Annotated in this window: 12 protein-coding genes; 1 reads left to right on the plus strand and 11 read right to left on the minus strand. The window is 61.7% G+C overall.

Translation table 11 applies throughout. From position 1 onward, the window contains the following. Window positions 1-59 precede the first annotated feature (59 nt). The 11 genes from addA to GA0061102_RS10350 form a co-directional block, all read right to left on the minus strand. Window positions 60-3,626, minus strand: coding sequence for a double-strand break repair helicase AddA (gene addA, locus GA0061102_RS10300; protein ID WP_092846532.1), 3,567 nt, complete (start codon window positions 3,624-3,626; stop codon window positions 60-62). Then, the gene (gene addB / locus GA0061102_RS10305) at window positions 3,619-6,807 is read right to left on the minus strand and encodes a double-strand break repair protein AddB (RefSeq protein WP_092846534.1); all 3,189 of its coding nucleotides are present in this window, start codon (window positions 6,805-6,807) and stop codon (window positions 3,619-3,621) included. Before addB ends, addA begins: the two co-directional genes overlap by 8 nt. 4 nt (window positions 6,808-6,811) lie before the next feature. Beyond that, entirely contained in the window at window positions 6,812-7,543 is a 732-nt protein-coding gene (locus tag GA0061102_RS10310) for a nucleotidyltransferase family protein (protein ID WP_092846536.1), read from the minus strand. A gap of 188 nt (window positions 7,544-7,731) precedes the next feature. After that, entirely contained in the window at window positions 7,732-9,243 is a 1,512-nt protein-coding gene (tsaE, locus tag GA0061102_RS10315; protein WP_092846537.1) for a tRNA (adenosine(37)-N6)-threonylcarbamoyltransferase complex ATPase subunit type 1 TsaE, read from the minus strand. Then, on the minus strand, window positions 9,240-11,819 hold the full coding sequence (locus tag GA0061102_RS10320; protein WP_092846539.1) for a PAS domain-containing sensor histidine kinase: 2,580 nt from the start codon (window positions 11,817-11,819) through the stop codon (window positions 9,240-9,242). The genes tsaE and GA0061102_RS10320 overlap by 4 nt, the downstream gene beginning before the upstream one ends. A 315-nt stretch (window positions 11,820-12,134) precedes the next feature. Next, complete coding sequence (gene ahcY, locus GA0061102_RS10325) at window positions 12,135-13,535, minus strand: adenosylhomocysteinase (protein ID WP_092846598.1); 1,401 nt, start codon at window positions 13,533-13,535, stop codon at window positions 12,135-12,137. A 181-nt stretch (window positions 13,536-13,716) separates the two neighbouring features. Beyond that, window positions 13,717-13,992 carry an HPr family phosphocarrier protein gene (locus GA0061102_RS10330; RefSeq protein WP_004127532.1) on the minus strand — a complete coding sequence of 92 codons (276 nt, stop codon included), beginning with the start codon at window positions 13,990-13,992 and terminating at the stop codon, window positions 13,717-13,719. Window positions 13,993-14,010: 18 nt separating this feature from the next. Continuing rightward, window positions 14,011-14,412: a PTS sugar transporter subunit IIA gene (locus GA0061102_RS10335; protein ID WP_004127534.1), complete on the minus strand. Its 402-nt coding sequence runs from the start codon at window positions 14,410-14,412 to the stop codon at window positions 14,011-14,013. Window positions 14,413-14,564: 152 nt separating this feature from the next. Next, a complete protein-coding gene (locus GA0061102_RS10340) occupies window positions 14,565-15,017 on the minus strand; it encodes an HPr kinase/phosphorylase (RefSeq protein ID WP_092846541.1) in 453 nt (150 codons plus the stop codon). A gap of 8 nt (window positions 15,018-15,025) precedes the next feature. Further along, a complete protein-coding gene (locus tag GA0061102_RS10345) occupies window positions 15,026-16,819 on the minus strand; it encodes a stimulus-sensing domain-containing protein (protein WP_208858632.1) in 1,794 nt (597 codons plus the stop codon). Window positions 16,820-16,903: 84 nt separating this feature from the next. Then, window positions 16,904-17,638, minus strand: a complete 735-nt coding sequence (locus GA0061102_RS10350) for a response regulator transcription factor (RefSeq protein ID WP_200863311.1) — start codon at window positions 17,636-17,638, stop codon at window positions 16,904-16,906. A gap of 350 nt (window positions 17,639-17,988) precedes the next feature. Here GA0061102_RS10350 and GA0061102_RS10355 point away from each other — a divergent pair, with 350 nt between their 5' ends. Then, the gene (locus GA0061102_RS10355; RefSeq protein WP_092846544.1) at window positions 17,989-19,599 is read left to right on the plus strand and encodes a phosphoenolpyruvate carboxykinase; all 1,611 of its coding nucleotides are present in this window, start codon (window positions 17,989-17,991) and stop codon (window positions 19,597-19,599) included. The last annotated feature ends 53 nt before the right edge of the window (window positions 19,600-19,652 follow it).

Raw genomic sequence — 19,652 nt, forward strand, 5'->3', positions numbered from 1 at the left:
AGGATTTGCGGTTGCTAGATATGTGATGGTGCGGCGCCCAAATTTCAATATTTGGTATTTCACTTTGTCTCGAGCTCCGCAAGCGCCAATGCAAGTGCCCTATCGGACAACGTGTAGATCGAGGCATTCTCGGTATAGACCAGCATGCAGTCGATACGCTTTCCCGGGTAAAGCGGGGAAAGGATTTCGCGATAGACGGCAAGCTGTGCTCTGTGCGCGAAAGGAATGGTGCTTTCCTCGCCGGGCGGCACACGATTGGTTTTGTAGTCGAGAATGACGACACGGTCGTCGAGCACCGCGAGCCGATCGATGCGGCCCGAGACGGCGTAGGATTGGCGGCCGAGCTTCAGCGTGCCCATGATCGAGACTTCGGCCTGCGCATGGGTGCCGAAGGTGCCCTGCAAGTCCGGATGCGACAGCAGCGCCATCACCGAATTGACCAGCGCTTCCCGCTCCGCCTGCGGCCAGAAGCGCGCAGCCCGTTCGGCATAGCGCCGTGCTGCATCGGCCCGATCCGCAGGCGCGATGTCGGGCAAAGTCTGCAGCATGCGGTGGATGAACCGGCCTTTCTGCAGGGCGCGGTCGGACTTGGCCTTTTCGCCGAAGAGCGCCGACGTGACGAGCAGATTGTCGGCTTCCTCGTCGATAACGGTGCCGACGCCGGAGGGGCTCAGCGGTCGCGGCAGGTTTCTTTGCGGCGGCAATGGCTGGTTGAGACCCGCCGGCAGGCCTACGCGTTCCGAACGTTTCTCATGCTCTCTCACGGTTTCGAATTCGAGCTGGACCTGGGCGACGCGCCAGCTTAAGCCCTCCCAGTCGCCATCGGGACCGGTGAAGGTTCTTTGCGTGCAGTGCTGCTCATCCTCACGCAACGCCGCGGAAATCATGGCATGCCAGGTATCGGCATTTTCACGGACGCCGCGATAGCCGCAGATGATCAGCCGGTCGGCGGCGCGGGTCATGCCGACATAGAGCAGGCGGCGATATTCTTCCTCCGCCAGCGCCTGCAACCGCGCCGTATCGGCCTGCGTCAGCGAATTGGCGAGCGCCGAGACGGGAACCCATACCGGCAGCGGGATCTGGTCGCGGCCGGTCTCGATCAGCCGCATCTTCGGCAGATGCGTGTGGGTGAAGGACTTGCCGCCGCCATCGACCAGGAAGACGATCGGCGCCTCCAGCCCCTTCGAGGCATGCACGGTCATGATCCGCACTTCATTGCGGCCCTTGTCCTGCTCGCGCTTGACCGTCGGCGCTTCGAGCTCGAGCGTCGAGATGAAGGATTGCAGGCCCGGCAAGCCGCTGGTCTCGTGATCCAGCGCAAAGGTCAGGAATTCGTCGAGGATGTCGCTGACCTCGGTGCCGAGCCGTGCCAGAAACTGCCGCCGGCCGCCGAAGCTGCCGAGCACGCGGGCGTAAAAGTCATGCACGGCCAGGCTTTTCGACAAAGCAAGGAAGGTCTTCAGCCGATCGGCTGCCAACTGGAAGCGATCATGATCATCTTCAGCGAATCTCAGCAGATGACTCCAGACACTCTGGCCATCATCGCGATAGGCCGCGACCGCGAAGACGTCTTCTTCGTCGAGGTCGAACAATGGGCTTTTCAGCAGGGCGCAAAGCGAAAGATCGTCTTCGGGCAGCAGCAGGAAGCGGCCAAGTGCGAGCAGATCCTGAATGGCGATATGGCTGGTCAGCACCAACCGGTCGGCGCCGGCGACGGGGATATTCCCCCGCCGTTTCAGGGCGCGCGTCAGCGCGTTGACGAAGCTGTCGCGCTTGCGCACAAGTACGAGAATGTCGCCGGCCTCGATGAAACGGGCCTTACCCTTCTCGATGATCTTTTCCCGGCCAACAAGATTGCCGATCGTCTGCGCCATCCGCCTTGCCAGGATAGCAGCGGGCGCGCTCTCTGGGGTCGAATCGAAAGGCGCCGTCCAGTCCTCCTCCTTGGCGGCCGGCTCCGGCGCGATCATCTCCCAAAGGTCGACGGCGCCAGGATGGCCGATGCGGCTGGAGCGATGCACCACCGGCTCGTTGACGGCACTGAGACCTCTCGCATTGTCCGGGCTGGTGAAGACATGATCGACGGCACCAAGCACATCGGCAGTCGAGCGGAAGGACAGTGGCAGGCGGATCGACGAGAACTGCTGGCCGCTGGCGCCCACCCGCCGGCGAGTACGGTCGCTTTCCTCGGAAAAGCGTTCCGGCCGGGCGCCCTGGAACGAATAGATCGATTGCTTCTCGTCGCCGACGGCAAAGATCGTCCGCAGCGTCGGCCGCGCGCTGTCCCCGGAGAAGAAATCCTCCGCCAGCGACTGGATGACGCTCCACTGGATCGGGCTGGTATCCTGCGCCTCGTCCACCAGAATGTGATCGATGCCCTGATCCAGCTTGTAGTGAATCCAGGGTCCGACATCTTTCTTGGTCAGAAGATCCGCCGTGCGGGTGATAAGGTCTTCGAAATCGAGCTGGCTGCGCCGCTTCTTCAGCTCTTCATAATCCCGGTTTAGCCGATCAGCGAGGATGAGGGCCGCGCGCGTGGCACGATACATCCGCATCAGCTTCAGCCGGTCGCGGCAGGCAACGACATGGGCGCGCGCTTCAGCGACGGCCTCAGTAAGGGCGGGGGCATCTGCCAGCATTGCTTTGACGAAAAACTGGCTGTCCGATTTCGGCTCGCCCTTGGCGGTCAGCATGACCTTTTCGAGAAAGTCGGCGCGAACGAGCGGATCCGCCTCGCGCTTGGCAAGCCGCAGCGCATAGGCGACCTCCTGGGCCTTGGCACCGCCTTTCTGATCGGCAAGCGTCAGATAGAGCTCAAGCGTTGCGCCGGAGAGGCCGGGAAGCGGCCAATATTGCTCCGCAATGCCGTTTTCCGTGTCGCCGGCGGAGAGGCCGAGCCGCGCCAGCAGAGCCGTCTCAAAACCGCCCTGCCGCTCCGCCGCCTCGGTGAAGCGGCGGATGGCGTTGCGATTGGCGACGATATCGCCGAGCAGCGTTTCCAGGCCCGATTCGTCACCGAGATCGAGCACATAGGCGAATGCATCTGCCAATTCAGCATCGCCATGTGGCGTTGCGGAGGCCAGCAGCGCGCGGCGGGCATCGTCGAGCAAGGTGGCTGCAGCGCGATCGTCGAGAACGGAGAAATGGCCGGCAACGTTGGCCTCGAGCGGGAACTGATGCAGCAGGGCCTCGCAAAAGGCATGGATCGTTTGGATCTTCAGACCGCCAGGCGTTTCCAGCGCCTTGGCGAACAGTCGACGGGCCTCGGCAAGCTTGAAGAGGTCGGGCTCTTTGCCTTCGATATCGGCGATGCGCTTTTTCAGCTCCTCGTCCGGCATCGTCGCCCAGGCGGCCAGCCGGTCGAAGACGCGGTTTGACATTTCGGAAGCCGCTGCCTTCGTGTATGTGAGGCAGAGGATGGCCGAAGGGCGCGCGCCAGCGAGAAGCAGGCGGATGACGCGCTGCGTCAGCACATGCGTCTTGCCAGAGCCGGCATTGGCCGAAACCCAGGCGGAGCGTTCGGGATCCGAGGCGATGGATTGTTGGATCGTCGTCCAGCTGATCCAGACGCCGGGATCGTCGCTTTCGGGCAGAGTGCCGATGTTGTCGGCGGGAAACTCACTCATCGCCGCCCTCCTGCTCGGTCTCCGCCGTCGACCATTCGGAAACACGGGCGAGGTGATCGTAGTCACCGCCATATTCGAACTGTTGGGCCGGGATCAGCCGCGAGGAGAAGCCCTTCTCGCCCGACTGCAGCAGCGAGACGAATTTCACGAGCTGGTCCATCGATTCCTGCGCCAGATCCATAGCCGACTTCGTTTCCGTCTTGCCGCCGCGGCTGGAGTGCTCGTTGTTGACCTGATCGACCTTGAAGCGGTCTCCGGGCCGCAGCCGGACATAAAGCAGGTTTTCGGGCAGCAGCACGCCGATATTGCGGAAGGCGCCCGCTTTCAGCGCATAGGCTTCCAAAGCAAGCTGCGGGTCGAGCAGCGCGCGAGCCTGTGGCGGAGAGGGATTGTAGCCGGTCTTGTAGTCGATGAGATCGGCGGCCTTGTCGCTCTTGATGTCGATGCGGTCGGCAACGCCAGTCAGCCGGATGCCGATTGGTTCGATTTCGACGCCGGCTGGTACCTCTGTCGCCGTCTTGCGCACCTCTGGTCGCCGTTCCGCTTCCCAGCCAAGGAAGGCGCGCGCCACTTCGCGGAAACGAGGCCGCCAGACGCTGTCGATGTGAACGGGTAGCCGTTCGGCATCGAAGAGTTCGGCGATGATGCGATCCATAGCCAGCGCCGCATCCGGCGTGCCGGCTATATGCCCCTCGCGAACGAAACGATCGATAATCTTGTGGTAGAGCGTGCCGCGCTCAGCCGGGCCGGGATCGCGGTTGAACGGATCGACCGGATCGAGCCGCAGCACGCGCCGGGCATAGATGGCATAGGGATCGCGGCGCAGCCGCCCCACTTCGCTGAAGGAATAGCTTCTCGGCTGCAATTCCACAGGCGGCTTCGGTGCCGGACGCAGCGCAGGAGCCTGGTTTTCGCCCTCGTCGATCATGGCGGCCCAATGGCGATACTGGTCGCCGCGGGCCTTCATAGCGTCCTCCAGTTCCTTGCCGCCAAGCGCGATCAGCCGCTGCAGCCAGCGCGACGCGACCGTCGGGGTCGAGCCCTGACGCAGCGCGCGGGAGTAGATCAGATCGCGCGTGCCGTTCGCCATTTCGAAATCGTGGGCGAGCTGGCCGATGCGGCGCTCCGGCGGCTCCAGGCCGATCTCCGTCTTCATGCTGCGGGAAATGAAGGGATTGTTTGCCGTCTGCCCTGGCCAGGAACCCTCGTTCAAGCCGCCGAGGATCAGCGTATCGACGCTCTGCAGGCGTGCTTCCAGCGTACCAAAGATGAAGAGGCGCGGATGGCTGAGCGCCTGCGGCTTCACCGCCTGTCCCACGCAGAGCGCGGTCATGATGTCGATCCATTGCGGTCCGTCGGCTTCGAGCTGGCCTTCAGTGTCGATGACGTCCTTCAACAGGCTGGCGAGCGTATCGCCGGCTTCCCCGGACCAAAGTGCTGCCAGATTGCCGCGTTCGTCGGCCGCCACCGCCTCCAATGCCCGGCCCGTACACTCCGCCCATTCCGAGAGGGTCGGCAGACCCTCCACCGCCTGCAGGGAGAGCGCGGATACAAGCGGCTCGCATGCGGCAGTCACTCGCTGCGCCAGCTCGCGTGCCTGTTCAATGGCCTCAGGCGGCAGTGCTTTGCGCCATTGCGGTGCATGACGGTCACTGGCCTGCTCAGCCACCCGGCCATCAAGCAGGGTCTCCAGCGTGCTGATATCGACATTGGCGACACCGCCTCGAAGCGCCAGGATTTCCAGCGCATCGACGCGGAGACTGTGCGCTTCCGGCGACAGGCCGAAGCGGGCGAGGGGATGCTTGAGCAGCGCGACGACGGCGACGGGATCGCCAGGGCGAAGCGTGGCTTCGAGAATCAGTTGCAGCAGCGTGCCTTGCGGCGTGGCGTTCAGTGGCGTGCCGGCGGAATCATCGGCGGTGATGCCGAAGCGGGCAAGCTCGGCCGTGACCCGTCTGGCAAGATTGCGGTCCGGGGTGATCAAGGCTGCCTGGCTCTCGCCACCGTTGCGCCCGGGCTTGTCCAGTGCCAGCCGCAATGCGATGGCGATTGCCGTCGCTTCCTCGCGCTCGTTCGATGCCTCGATCAGAGATACGTCGGCAAAAGCGTCAGCAATCGCGTCGGCGGCAAGTGTCTTGCGCCAGCTATCCCAGCCGCTCGTCGCTTTTGCCGGCGCCAGTGCGCGTGACAGGATTTCCGCGCGCATCTGCATGGTTTCGGACGCCTCGGCGGCGGCTTCGACATCGCGTCGGGTGACGTGCAAGCGCTTGAGTAGCAACGACAGGCCATATTGGGAGTGGCTGCGCGTGGTGGGGTCGGATCGTTCGCCGGCAGCCGTTTCCGCCGCCACGAGCTGCCAGTCTTCTTCCGGCATCAAAAGATCGAGGCCGGGCAGCACGATCACTCCTTGCGGCAGTGAAGCGACCGCAGCGATCAGTTCCGCGGTCGCTGGCACAGAGCCGGTAGAGCCTGCAATGATGACAGGTCCGGCATGCCGCATGGTGGCGATTCGCTGCACTTCGGCGCGAAGAACGGCATTGCGATTGCGGGCAGGGGAAGATTTGCCAAGCTCTTCGAGACGCGCCGGCCAGAAGGCGCTGGCGATCCGCAGGAATTCAGCCGTCAGTTGCCACCAGAGCGCATGTTCTTCGGCGCTGAGATTGGCAAGCTCGCTCCATTCGCGATCCTCGGTCTCCAGCGAATCGATGAGTTCGGCGAGATTGCGTGCCAGCCAAATGGCGTCCGCCGGGCTTGCCGGGGCGACGAGCGGCGAATCGGAATGAATGTCGCGCACGATCTGCGGCAGCTTGTTACGCCAGGCAAGGATCAGCCGCGCCAGCTCCAGCAGCCGCGCCGTGTTGGCAAGCGGCTGCGCCAGATCGGCTGTTTCAGGCAGGGCTTCCTCGAAATAACCGCTGTCGTCATCGGTTTCGCCGAGCGGGCGAATGACGGGCAGGATGGCGGAACGGCCGCCGAGCAGATCGACGAATTCCGAGCGCAGCACGCGCGCCGCGCGCCGCGTCGGCAGGAAGATGCTGACCTTGGCAAGCGACAGCGGGTCGCTCGGATCATGGCGGAAATGTTCGGTCAGCCGGCCATCGCAGAGAGCTGACGCGAGGGTCTTCAGGAAGGGCAGGCCCGCAGGGATCGTCAGGATGCGTTGCCGGTGTCCGCCCGCCATAGGTTCACGCAAACGCCCGGAACGTCCGGATCGCTTCCTCCGCCTCGCCGATCGCCTCCGGCGTTCCCACAGTCAGCCAATGGCCTTCAAGCATAGTGCCATAGAGCCGGCCGCGCTCGATGGCTTTGTCGAAGTAGATGTTGAGGTTGAAGGCGTCAATCGGCGCGTCGTCAAAGAAGGACGGGTTCATCGCGATAGCGCCGGCATAGACGACGCCGTCGCGCCCGACATCGCGGTAGCGGGCGAGCCTTCCGTCTTGCGCCATGCCGAAGTCATTCTTGCCGTTATGGCCGGTGGTTCTCTCCAGGTCGACGCAGAGCATCGCCATGTCCATGTGCTGCTCGTCGTAGAATCCGGCTAAGCGCTCGAGGTTCGTCGTATGGCCGGGCTTCTCACCGATCCAGAAGAGGTCGGCATTCATGACGAAGATCGGATCGCGGTCGAGCAGTTTCAGGCCTTTGACGAGGCCGCCGCCATTGTTCATCAACCCGTCCCGCTCGTCGGAGATCAGAATTTCAAGGCCGCGATAGCTGCGCAGATGTGCTTCCATTTGATCGGCATGGTGATGGACATTCACGACAGCCCGCTCGACGCCGGCTTCTGCCAGCGCATCCAGCGCATAATTGATCATCGGCTTGCCGGCGATCTTTACCAGCGGCTTCGGGATGGTGTCGGTGATCGGCCGCATGCGGGTTCCGAGCCCCGCGGCCAATACCATGGCTTGCTTGATGGTCATCTCGTCTCGAACTCTCGATTCGCTATCTGCTTTCCTTAGCATAAGGCCGGAAAGCCGTCGCCCGGTCTCTAGAGACGGATGATTTTAGGTCTGTTCGACCTAAAATCTGAATCCGCTCTATAATCGAAGAAATAGAGCGTGATGTTGCCCGAAAACCGCCTACACTTTTCGGCATCACGCTCTGGCTGTTATGCCCGGCCGATCCCAGCCTTCTCGCACCATTCGCGTAAGGGGGTGAGCGCTTCGTGTTCGAAGGCGATGGCGAGATAAGCGAGCGTGCGCGGCATGTGCTTGAGATATCCCGGCTTGCCGTCGCGCTGTAAGAGCCGCACCCAGAGGCCGGCAAGCTTGCAATTGCGTTGCGCCGACATGATCGCCCAGCTCTTCAGGAATTTCGCCTCGTCAAACCCGCCTTGCGCATGGCGCAGCGCGAGGTAGTCGGTCATCAGCTGGTCATGCAGACCGCGCTCGATCGTCACCCGGGCATCCTGTACCAGCGAAGCAACATCGTAGGAGGTCGGCCCGATCATCGCATCCTGGAAATCGATGAGGCCGATGCGCTGAATGCCCTTTTCCTGCGCCCGCCAGATGATATTCGGCGAGTGCATGTCACGCAGCAGCAGGTTCTTTTCCGCATCCTCGAGCTGATCGATCAGCTTGTCCCAAATCACCAGATAGTCGGCGCGTTCCTCATCGCTTGCGGGCGTGCCGCGCTTCCAGGGCAGATGCCAGTCGAGAAGCAGCCGCGCTTCCATCTTCATCGCGGTCCGGTCGAAATCCGGAATGTGATGGACGTGATCCGGCGTTACCGGGATGTCACGGGGAATGGAAAGGCCATGCAAATGCGCGAGGCAGGCGACGCTTTCGCGATAGCGCTCGGCAATCGGCTTGCCTTGCGCGTCGAGCACGCCGTCGGTGCCGAGATCCTCGATCAGAAGAATGCCCTGATCGTAATCGGCAGCGAAGATTTCCGGAGCGGCAAAGCTGTTTTCGCGCAGGATGTTGGCGATCGCCACAAAGGGATAGGTATCCCAGGCAAGATGCGCGACCTTCGGGTAGGGCTTGCCGTCGAGCACGGGCGGCCCTTCCGGCAGGCCCGGCCAATCCATCAGGATCACACGGTCGCCGCCATCGCTTGGATAGATGGACTCATAGGCGCGTAGCGAGGCATCGCCAGTCAGGAAGCGCCTGAGCGCGCCGCGATAGCCGTTTGAATCGAGAAAGGCACGGATATCAAGCACGCGCTCGATGCGCACCATCTGCTTGGCCGGTGCTGTGATGGTGACCCGCCGTCCTTCGCCTTCATGCGTGAGCTTGAGGTCGATGCGCTCCTTCGGCAGCTCGCCTTCGGCCATTTCGGGCCATTCGACAAGGCAGATACCGGTCTGCAGAGCTTCGTCGAAGCCAAGTTCCGTCAATTCACTGGCATCGCCGAGGCGATAGAGATCGAAATGCGAGACAGGAATACGTAGCTCGTAGGATTGCACGAGCGTAAACGTCGGGCTCGGCACATCCAGTTCGGCATCGTCGGCCATGGCGCGCAGCAGTGCGCGTGCGAGCGAGGATTTGCCGGCGCCGAGATCGCCAGACAGCGCCAGACAGTCACCGACCTTCAATGCCAGCGCCAGATCCTCGCCGAGCTGAGCCGTGGCGGCGTCATCTGCGAGGAAGAGGGAAATGCTGCTGTTCGAGGCTGTCATTCTGCTGCGACGGAATGGGGCAATTCAGCCGAAGGAATCCGGCAGGTTACGGTCGTGCCCTTGCCCGGCTGGCTCTCGATGGAGACTTCGCCGTCATGCAGGCTGACGAAGCTCTCGACGATGGAAAGGCCGAGGCCCGCGCCGCTGCGCTTGCCGCCCTTGCCGCCGGAGGCAAAGCGATCGAAGACGCTGTGAATCAGCTCTTCCGATATGCCAGGCCCCTTGTCGGAAACCGAGAAGACGAAATCCGCACCTTCGCGCCCGCATTTGAGCGCAATCGTCGATCCCTCGGGCGCGAAATTGGCGGCGTTGGTCAGAAGCTTGAGCAGGATCTGCTTCAGCCGCTGCTGGTCGGCAACGATGGAGCCGAGATGGGCCGGCACGGTGATTTCGAGCGTCACGCCACTTTCCTGCAATCGGTCGGCAATCTGCATCGACACTTCGTCGAGCAGGTCATTGAGCACGATCTCGGAGTAGTTCAGCCGCATGATGCCGGCGTCGACCGTCGCCAGGTCGAGAATGTCGTTGACCAGCGTCAGGAGCACGGAGGAGGAAGTCGAGATATGATCGATATATTCGGCCTGCCGGTCATTCAGCGAGCCGATGCCCGGCGTCTTCAACAGGTCGGTGAAGCCGATGATGTTGGTCAGCGGCGAGCGCAGCTCGTAGGAGACGTGCTGAACGAAGTCGTTCTTCAGCTCGTCCGCCTTCAGCAGCGCATCGTTCTTTTCCGTCAGTGCCCGTTCGGCGCGCACGCTGTCGGTCTTGTTGACGAAGGTCAGCATGGTCTGCGCGTTCGGCAGCGGAATGACGGCGTAGTCGAGCACCAGATTGGAAAAGAGCTCCAGCGTCCCCTGCGATGACGGCCGCTCGTCGTCAAAGCTGGTGATCTGCTCGGCAAACCGTTTCCAGCCATCGGGCCGGTCGTAGGAGGGAGCGCAGGCCTCGGCCAGCGTCTGGATATGCGTGCCGGGCTTGGCCTGCGCCTCTGTGATGTTCCAGAGAATGCGGAAAGCCGGGTTGGAAAGGCGGATGCGTCCATCCGGACCGAAAACGGCGACGCCTTCGGAGAGATGATCGATGGTTTCGCCCTGCACCTTGACCAGCGTGTTGTAGCGCGTTTCGAGATCGACCTGCTCGGTCAGGTTCTCGAACACCCAGGTAGCACCCCCCTGCGGATGCGCCGTCGCGAAAACCCTCAGGATCTGGCCGTTGGGCAGATGCCAGAGATCGGTCTGCGTATCGAGCGCGCGATAGACCGAAAGAACGCCGTCCTTCCATGTCTTCCAGTTCAGCTGTTCCGGCAGCTTCTTGGCGCCGCGCAGCCGGTCCAGAAGCTCGCTATTGTCGGGCCGCTTCTCGAGGAAGGCGATATCGAGTTCCCAGAGCTGGACGAAGGCCTGATTGTAGAATTGCAGCCGTCTGTCGCCATCGAAGATCGCAACCGGTGTCGCCAGGTGATCGAGCGTTTCGGCGTGGCTCTTCAGCGTGCGCGCCAGCTCGGCCCGAATCCCTTCCGCCTCGGAAATATCGATCGCCATTCCGGCCGAACCGTTCGGCGATTTGACGTCGACGACGTCGAAGAAGGTACGGTTGCCGTGCACGACGGTCGAAATCTTGTCGTGGAAGGGCGATTCCGGGGTTGCGGAGGCGCGGATGCGCTCGCGGGCCACCGTCGTCAGGAATTCGCGCTCTTCGCGGATCGCTTCCTCGGTCGAAATGGCTTCCACGGCCTCGCCATAGGCCTGATTGACCCAGGTGAGCTTGCCTTCGGCATCGCGCTGCCAGACAGGCAGGTCGATGGCGTCGAGCAGATTCTGGAAGGCGGAGATCGAGGTCATCAGCCGGTCACGCTCGATCTTCAGCTCGGCCAATTCGGCGCGCAGATTGTTGAGCGCGATGAAGCGGACGAAGGCGCGGCCGCCGGAAATGCGACCCTGCGCTTCGAGAATTTCGTCACGATTGGTCTCGACCACCATATCGAAGCTCTGGCCGCTGCCGCGCAGCTTGTCGATCGCCCTGTCGAGTTCGCCGGCCGACCATGATTTCAGCCAGCGTCCGAAGGCGAGGAACTCGTTGTCCTGCGGTGCGCCGGTTTCGACCGGAAGCTGGCCGAGCAGTTCCGGCCGCGCGTTCTGGCCGTCCCAGATGACGATGCGGCGATTCTTGTCGGCGATCAGCGCCTGATATTGCGAAATGCGCTGGTTGGCATCGGACAGCGCCGTGCGAATCTCGCGGCTTTCGCTTTCCATATTGCCGCGCTGCCTGACCATCCACATGGTCGACAGGAGCGCTGCGGAAATGACACCGATGATGACGGAGAAGACGGCCATTTCCGATGAGGTGAAGAGGCGCATGCTCGTCTGCGTGGCGGCATCGCTCTGTGCGAGAACGGGCCCTGCTAGACCGGTCACCAGACCGCCGAAAACGCTGAGCCGCAGCAGGCGGGTCAATGAAGCCAGCCGGCCCTTGCCATGCTTCGCCCGTCCTGAAAACCAATATGCATCGACCTGCCACAGCCGCGCCGCCGCTCCGCGTAGCGCTGGCTGATGCAGGTTGTCTTCCCTTTCAGACATAAGAGGTCTGTCTCCGTCCTTTAGAGCATGATGCCGAAAAGTGTAAGCGGTTTTCGGACGACATTATGCTCTACTTCTTTGATTTAGAGCTGATTCAGATCTCTGGTCGAATAGACCAAAAATCATCCGCTCTAATGTGCCGCATCCTGACAAGACATCCCATTTTCATGGCTCCGGGCGGGCCCGGTTCGTCACGAATCAAGTCTAAAAACAATACTGCCTAAGGGAATCGGCGGGAAGGGAGCTGGCTAAAAAATAAGCCCCGGCATTTGTCAATGCCAGGGCCACAAGATGTTGTGGATACTATCGTTACAATCAGTATCTGTAGTGGTCGGACTTGAACGGACCCTGTGGCGTCACGCCGATATACGATGCCTGCTCTTCGGAAAGCTCCGTCAACTTCACGCCGAGCTTGGCGAGATGCAGGCGAGCGACCTTCTCGTCGAGGTGCTTCGGCAGAACGTAGACTTCGTTCTTGTACTGGCCGGGCTTGGTGAAGAGCTCGATCTGCGCCAACGTCTGGTTGGTGAAGGAAGCCGACATCACGAAGGACGGGTGGCCGGTGGCGTTGCCGAGGTTGAGCAGGCGGCCTTCCGACAGCAGGATGATGCGGTTGCCCTTGGAGAATTCGACCAGGTCGACCTGCGGCTTGATGTTCGTCCACTTCTGGTTACGCAGAGCGGCAACCTGGATTTCGTTGTCGAAGTGGCCGATGTTGCCGACGATCGCCATGTCCTTCATCGCGCGCATATGGTCGATGCGGATGACGTCCTTGTTGCCGGTCGTGGTGATGAAGATGTCGGCGCTGGAGACGACGTCTTCGAGCTGAACGACTTCATAACCGTCCATGGCAGCCTGGAGCGCGCAGATCGGGTCGACTTCCGTGACCTTGACGCGTGCGCCGGCGCCGGAAAGCGAAGCGGCGGAACCCTTGCCGACGTCGCCGTAACCGCAGACGACGGCGACCTTGCCGGCCATCATGACGTCGGTGGCGCGGCGGATACCGTCAACCAGCGACTCCTTGCAGCCGTACTTGTTGTCGAACTTCGACTTGGTGACGCTATCGTTGACGTTGATGGCCGGGAAGGGCAGCAGGCCCTTCTGGCTGAGCTGGTAGAGGCGGTTGACGCCGGTGGTGGTTTCTTCGGTCACGCCCTTGATGGCGTCGCGCTGCTTGGTGAACCAGCCCGGCGAAGCCTTGAGGCGCTTCTTGATCTGCGCGAAAAGGATTTCCTCTTCCTCCGAATGCGGATGGGAGAGCACGTCCTCACCGGCTTCAGCGCGGGCGCCGAGCAGGATATACATCGTGGCGTCGCCGCCGTCGTCGAGGATCATGTTGGAAACGCCACCATCGGTCCACTGGAAGATCTTGTCCGTGTAGGTCCAGTAATCTTCGAGGCTCTCACCCTTGATAGCGAAGACCGGAACGCCGGAGGCGGCGATTGCGGCAGCGGCATGGTCCTGCGTCGAGAAGATGTTGCACGATGCCCAGCGCACCTGAGCGCCGAGGGCGACCAGCGTCTCGATGAGAACGGCGGTCTGGATCGTCATGTGCAGCGATCCGGTGATGCGCGCGCCCTTCAGCGGCTGTGCTTCGCCGAATTCGGCGCGGCAAGCCATTAGGCCCGGCATCTCGGTTTCGGCGATCGTGATTTCCTTGCGGCCGAAGTCGGCAAGGCCGATATCCGCGACGACGTAGTCCTTTTCAGTGCTCATGAAGATCTCCAGCCTGAACGATGCAATCGCGCCAAAGGCAAACGCCTCGGCCGAATGCAACAAGAATTGCACGCTGACAGCGTGTGGATGATGCCGTGTAGCAGGCTTCAGGGCGGAAATCAATAATGATATAAAGAAGTCTTTATGTCTTTATATCCAGGCGGCGGCTGGCGGGAAACGCCTAGATTTCTTCGCCGAACTTGTTGGCCACCAGCTGGTCCAGCGCTTCGAGCGCTTCGGCAGCCTGATTGCCGCTTGCCGTCACCGTGACGCTGCAGCCGGGGCTGGCCGCCAGCATCATCAGGCCCATGATCGAAGTGCCGCCGACCGTCGTGCCGTCCTTCGAAACGGTGATGGCGGCGTCGTAGGCTGCGACGGTCTGGACGAATTTGGCGGAGGCGCGGGCATGGAGGCCCCGCTTGTTGATGATCAGGAGTTCACGGGAAAGCTCAGTCATGGGGGCGGTGCTGTCTCGTCATTTGCCGCTGAGCACGCGGCTGGCCACGTTGATGTATTTGCGACCGGCCTCTGAAGCCTCCACCAGGGCTTTCTCCATGTTGTTGTCGCCGCGCACGCCGGCGAGCTTGATGAGCATCGGCAGATTGACGCCGGCGATGACCTCGGTGTGGCCGCTATTCATGACGGAGATTGCGAGATTGGAGGGAGTGCCGCCGAACATGTCGGTGAGGATGATGACGCCATGTCCGTCATCGGCGCCGGCGACGGCCTGCAGGATGTCCTGCCGCCGCTTGTCCATGTCGTCTTCGGGACCAATGCATACCGTCTCTATGAACTTCTGCGGACCAACGACATGCTCGACGGCATGCCGAAACTCTTCAGCCAGCTTGCCATGAGTGACAAGCACAAGTCCGATCATGATATTACTGCTCCCATCGCATACGCAAACAGGTGGCCAATATCGCAATGCAGCAATGTCGTCCACCGGTGGGGGGACATCTTGGCGATGAAAAGACGAAGTGCAAGCTTAAAATACAGGATTTGAGCGCCGGTTGAGGCCAAGTCGGCCAATTAATCCAGTCTGGCGCCGATTTTCGCTGTTATTATGGCGAGTGGATTCGCGGAGGTTGCGGACAGGCGGATCAAGGGCAACCGAATGGAGCCAGTGACGTCGATCTGCTCGTCTTCGGGTGGCAATCTCTCGGCCGTCGCCGGATCGACCGGACGGATGGCAAAGTGCATCTCAGCCTTTGAAATGTAAGGCATACGAACGATGCCGGTATAGCGAATCTCCATCAGACCAGCGATTGTCGGCGGGCATTCGGCGGTTACCGAACCGTCCTGCTTTGCAATCAGCACGCGGTCGTCGGCCACCAGCATGGCTGCAAGTCCGAGCGGCTTGGCAGCCGCAAGGCAAGAGAAGGCGAGGGTGGATTTGCCGCTTCCCGAGGGGCCGAGAAATAAAAGCCCGGTCTTGCCGATGACGATCGCCGTGGCGTGGATATTGGTTGCTTCGCCGGTCATGCGGGCGCTCATGCCTGCGTCTTGGCGGGCAGCGAGAGGATGAAACGCGCGCCGAGCAGCGTCATGCCATCGCTGTCGACGATGTTTTCAGCGCGCAGCGATCCGCCATGTGCCTCGGCGATCTGCCGGCTGATGGAGAGACCGAGGCCGGAATTCTGCCCGAAGCCTTCCGATTCCGGCCGGTCGGTGTAGAAGCGCTCGAAGATGCGGTCGATATTCTCGGCCTGGATGCCCGGACCGTTGTCCTCGATATAGATGACGCAGCGCGTTCTCGTGCGCGTCAGCCTGACCGTGATCTTGCCGGTCTCGTTCGGAACGAAAGACCGGGCGTTCTCGATGAGGTTCGTGACGATCTGGCCGATGCGCAGGTCGTGGCCGTCGACCGTAAACTTCGCCTTGTTGGCCGGCTTACGGTCGATCACATATTCGATCTCGACGGCCCGCTTGCTGTGTCCCACTTGCCGCGAAATGTCGATCATGTCGCGCAGCAGCACTTCCAGATCGAGCGATCTCGCGTCCGAACGGGCGAGTTCGGCGTCGAGCCGCGATGCGTCGGAGATGTCGCTGATCAGGCGATCGAGGCGGCGAACGTCATGCTGGATCACATCCATCAGCCGCTTCTTGGAATCGTCGCTCTTGGCGAGCGGCAGCGTTTCGACGGCGCTGCGCAGCGATGTCAGCGGGTTCTTCAGTTCGTGGCTGACGTCGGCCGCGAAGCTTTCGATCGCGTCGATGCGGTCGTAAAGCGCCGATGTCATGTCGCGCAGCGCGATCGACAGGTTGCCGATTTCGTCTTGCCGGGCCGAGAAATCCGGAATTTCCTCGCGCTCCTTCGCCCCGCCGCGGCGCACGCGAATGGCCGCGGCGGAGAGCCGGCGCAGCGGATTGGCGATGGTGGACGACAGCAGCAGCGACAACACGACGTTGACCAGCGTCGCGACGCCGAAGACGCGCATGATCGCCAGGCGTTCGGCATGAACGATCTTGTCGATATCACCGGCCTGGGTCGATAGCAGCAACACACCGAGCACGGCGCGGAAGCGCTGGACCGGCACGGCGACGGAAACGATCAGCTCGCCCTTCTCCGTGGTGCGGACCACGGCGCCGCGCACGCCCGTCAGCGCATTCATGACTTCCGGATAGATGGAGCCGTCGCCGCCAGGCGCTTCCTTGTAAACAGGCAGGTTGCCCGGCTGCAGCATCTTGTTGAGCAGACCGCTGAACCAGTCGGACCAGCTCTGCTTCTCGTCGTCGACCGGCGGCAGATCGTAGCGCAGCACCTGGCCACGCGAATAAAGATGGCGGCTGTCGAGCAGCAGGTTCGCATCGGCATCGAAGATGCGGGCGCGGGTGCGCGTCGGCGAGATCAGCCGCGTCAGCACCGGCGCCACCTTTTCCGGATCGATCGGGAATTCCAGATCCTCGTCGTTCGGAACGGGCGTAATGCTCTGGCCTGCCTGGAGCTCCAACAGTTTCTGCGGATCGATGGTGATGGAGTTCGTATCGACCGAAGCCGAAGCCGAAACGGCGCCGGCGATGATTTCGCCTTGCGTCAGCAGACTTTCGACCCGCGCGTCGATCAGGCCTTCGCGAAACTGGTTGAGATAAAGAATGCCGCCGACAAGGACGACCAGCGCCGCAAGATTGAAGAACAGGATGCGGCGCGTCAGGCTCGAAAATACGGCATTGCCGAAGATGCGGCGGATCAGAACGAAGGGATGGGTCCAGCGTCGGCGCGCGATTCGAGCGCCGCTCGGGCCTTCCGAGTCGTCTATATCTCTGTCCTGCACCAGCTGTGCCAAGCCAACGGCCCTTTCGAAGAACGGGATCGTCGATCCCGTCCGCATGCTCTTATTTCATCGTTTGCCGTATGGTCCAGTTAACTCTTATGCGGCTTCGCGGAAGCGGTAGCCGACGCCATACAGGGTCTCGATCATATCAAATTCGAGATCGACCATCTTGAATTTCTTGCGCAACCGCTTGATGTGGCTGTCGATCGTGCGGTCGTCGACATAGACCTGCTCGTCGTAAGCAGCGTCCATCAGGGCGTCGCGGCTCTTGACCACGCCGGGGCGCTGCGCCAGCGAATGCAGGATAAGGAATTCGGTAACGGTCAGCGTTACCGGCTCGCCCTTCCAGGTGCAGGTATGGCGTTCCTGGTCCATGACGAGCTGGCCGCGTTCGAGCGAGCGGGCTTGCTGCGTTGCTCCCGGCTTTGCGACCGCGTTGCCGCCACCGGCAGCATTCGCAGCCTCGCGGGCCGAAGCGCGGCGAAGCACGGCCTTGACGCGCTCGACCAGCAGGCGTTGAGAGAAGGGCTTGGTGATGAAGTCGTCGGCGCCCATCTTCAAGCCGAAGAGTTCGTCGATTTCCTCGTCCTTGGACGTCAGGAAGATCACGGGCAGATCGGATTTCTGGCGCAGGCGGCGCAGCAGCTCCATGCCGTCCATGCGTGGCATCTTGATATCGAAGATCGCCAGTTGCGGCGGCCGGGCAAGCAGGCCATCGAGCGCCGAGGCTCCGTCCGTGTAAGTCTCTACCTTATATCCCTCTGCTTCCAAGGCAATCGATACGGAAGTCAGGATATTGCGGTCGTCGTCAACGAGCGCGATTGTCAACATGGTATTCGTCTCCGTCATCAGTGCGCGTCTCCCGGATTTGGAATCCAGCCCAGGCGGTCTGCCAGCTCGGTCGGCGGTAACCTGGCGCGCTTATGGGGATAAAGGTGGAACAAATTGTGGCAAAGATAAAGGGGAGGATTGCTAAGGCCAAACATCCGTGATCGGCGGTTGTGTGACGAAACGTCCCGTCATGGTTTATTCAAACGATTTAAAATTGCCGAGATTTATTTAAATCGATTAAATATCTGATATCATTAAAGATTTTTTGTTTTTCGCTCTTGTGCTTTTAAAAAGACACCTCTACGCTTTAGGCAATTACAACGGCTGAGGCCTTTGCAGAGGAAAAAGTGATGGAGCAATTCGGCGTCCGTAATCCCGCGACTGAACTGGGATCGATTGGCCTGGGAGCCGCCGCCAGCGTGCGCTATAACCTCATGGAGGCCCATCTCTATGAGGAGGCGATTCGTCGTCATGAAGCCGATCTGACCGCCGATGGCGCGCTCAGGGCTTTGACCGGCCAGCACACCGGCCGTTCCCCGAAGGACAAGTTCGTGGTGCGCAACGCCACCACCGAAGACCAGATCTGGTGGGACAACAACAAGCCGATGTCACCGGAGCATTTCGAGCTGCTGCATGAGGACATGCTGGCGCATGCCCGCGGCAAGGACCTGTTCGTGCAGGATCTGATCGGCGGCGCCGACGTCGAATATGCTTTGCCGACGCGCGTCATCACCGAATTCGCCTGGCACTCGCTGTTCATCCGCAATCTGCTGATCCGTCCCGACCGTTCGGCGCTCGAAAGTTTCGTGCCGCAGCTGACGATCATCGATCTGCCGAGCTTCCGCGCCGATCCGGAGCGTCATGGCTGCCGCACGGAAACGGTGATCGCCTGCGACTTCGTCAACGGTATCGTCCTGATCGGCGGCACGTCCTATGCCGGCGAGATGAAGAAATCGGTCTTCACGGCGCTGAACTACATGCTGCCGGAGCGCGGCGTTATGCCGATGCACTGCTCGGCCAATGTCGGTCCCGAAGGCGATGCCGCGATCTTCTTCGGCCTGTCCGGCACCGGCAAGACGACGCTCTCGGCAGACCCGACCCGCACGCTCATCGGCGACGACGAGCATGGCTGGGGCGAGAACGGCATCTTCAATTTCGAAGGCGGCTGCTACGCCAAGACCATCCGCCTTTCGGCCGAGGCCGAGCCGGAAATCTACGCCACCACGCGCCGCTTCGGCACCGTGCTGGAAAATGTCGTGCTCGACGAACATGGCAAGCCGGATCTCGATGACGGCTCGCTGACAGAAAACACCCGCAGCGCCTATCCGCTGCATTTCATCCCGAACGCTTCGGAATCCGGCATTACCGGCCATCCGGAGACGATCATCATGCTGACGGCCGACGCATTCGGCGTCATGCCGCCGATCGCCAAGCTGACGCCGGATCAGGCGATGTACCACTTCCTGTCCGGCTACACCGCCAAGGTCGCCGGCACCGAGAAGGGCGTCGTCGAGCCGGAAGCGACGTTCTCGACCTGCTTCGGCGCTCCCTTCATGCCACGCCATCCGGCCGAATACGGCAATCTACTCAAGGAGCTGATCGCTCGTCACGGCGCCCGTTGCTGGCTGGTCAACACCGGCTGGACCGGTGGTGCCTATGGCAAGGGAAGCCGCATGCCGATCAAGGCGACGCGTGCGCTGCTCGCTGCTGCCCTCAAGGGCGACCTCGACAATGTCGAGTTCCGCATCGATCAGAATTTCGGCTTTGCGGTTCCGGTCGCGGTCGAAGGCGTCGACAGCGCCATCCTCGACCCGCGCTCCACCTGGGCCGATGGCGATGCCTATGATGCGCAGGCCGAAAAGCTGGTGCAGATGTTCGTCACCAACTTCGCCAAGTTCGAAGGTCACGTGGACGGCAATGTCCGCGATGCGGCGCCGGGAATGCCGGCCGCTGCGGAGTAGACTTTTAGCAACAGCAATGACTCACGTGAAACCCGGCGGCCCATCCGCCGGGT

Source organism: Martinezella miluonensis (genome assembly GCF_900094545.1).
Taxonomy (GTDB): Bacteria; Pseudomonadota; Alphaproteobacteria; order Rhizobiales; family Rhizobiaceae; genus Rhizobium; species Rhizobium miluonense.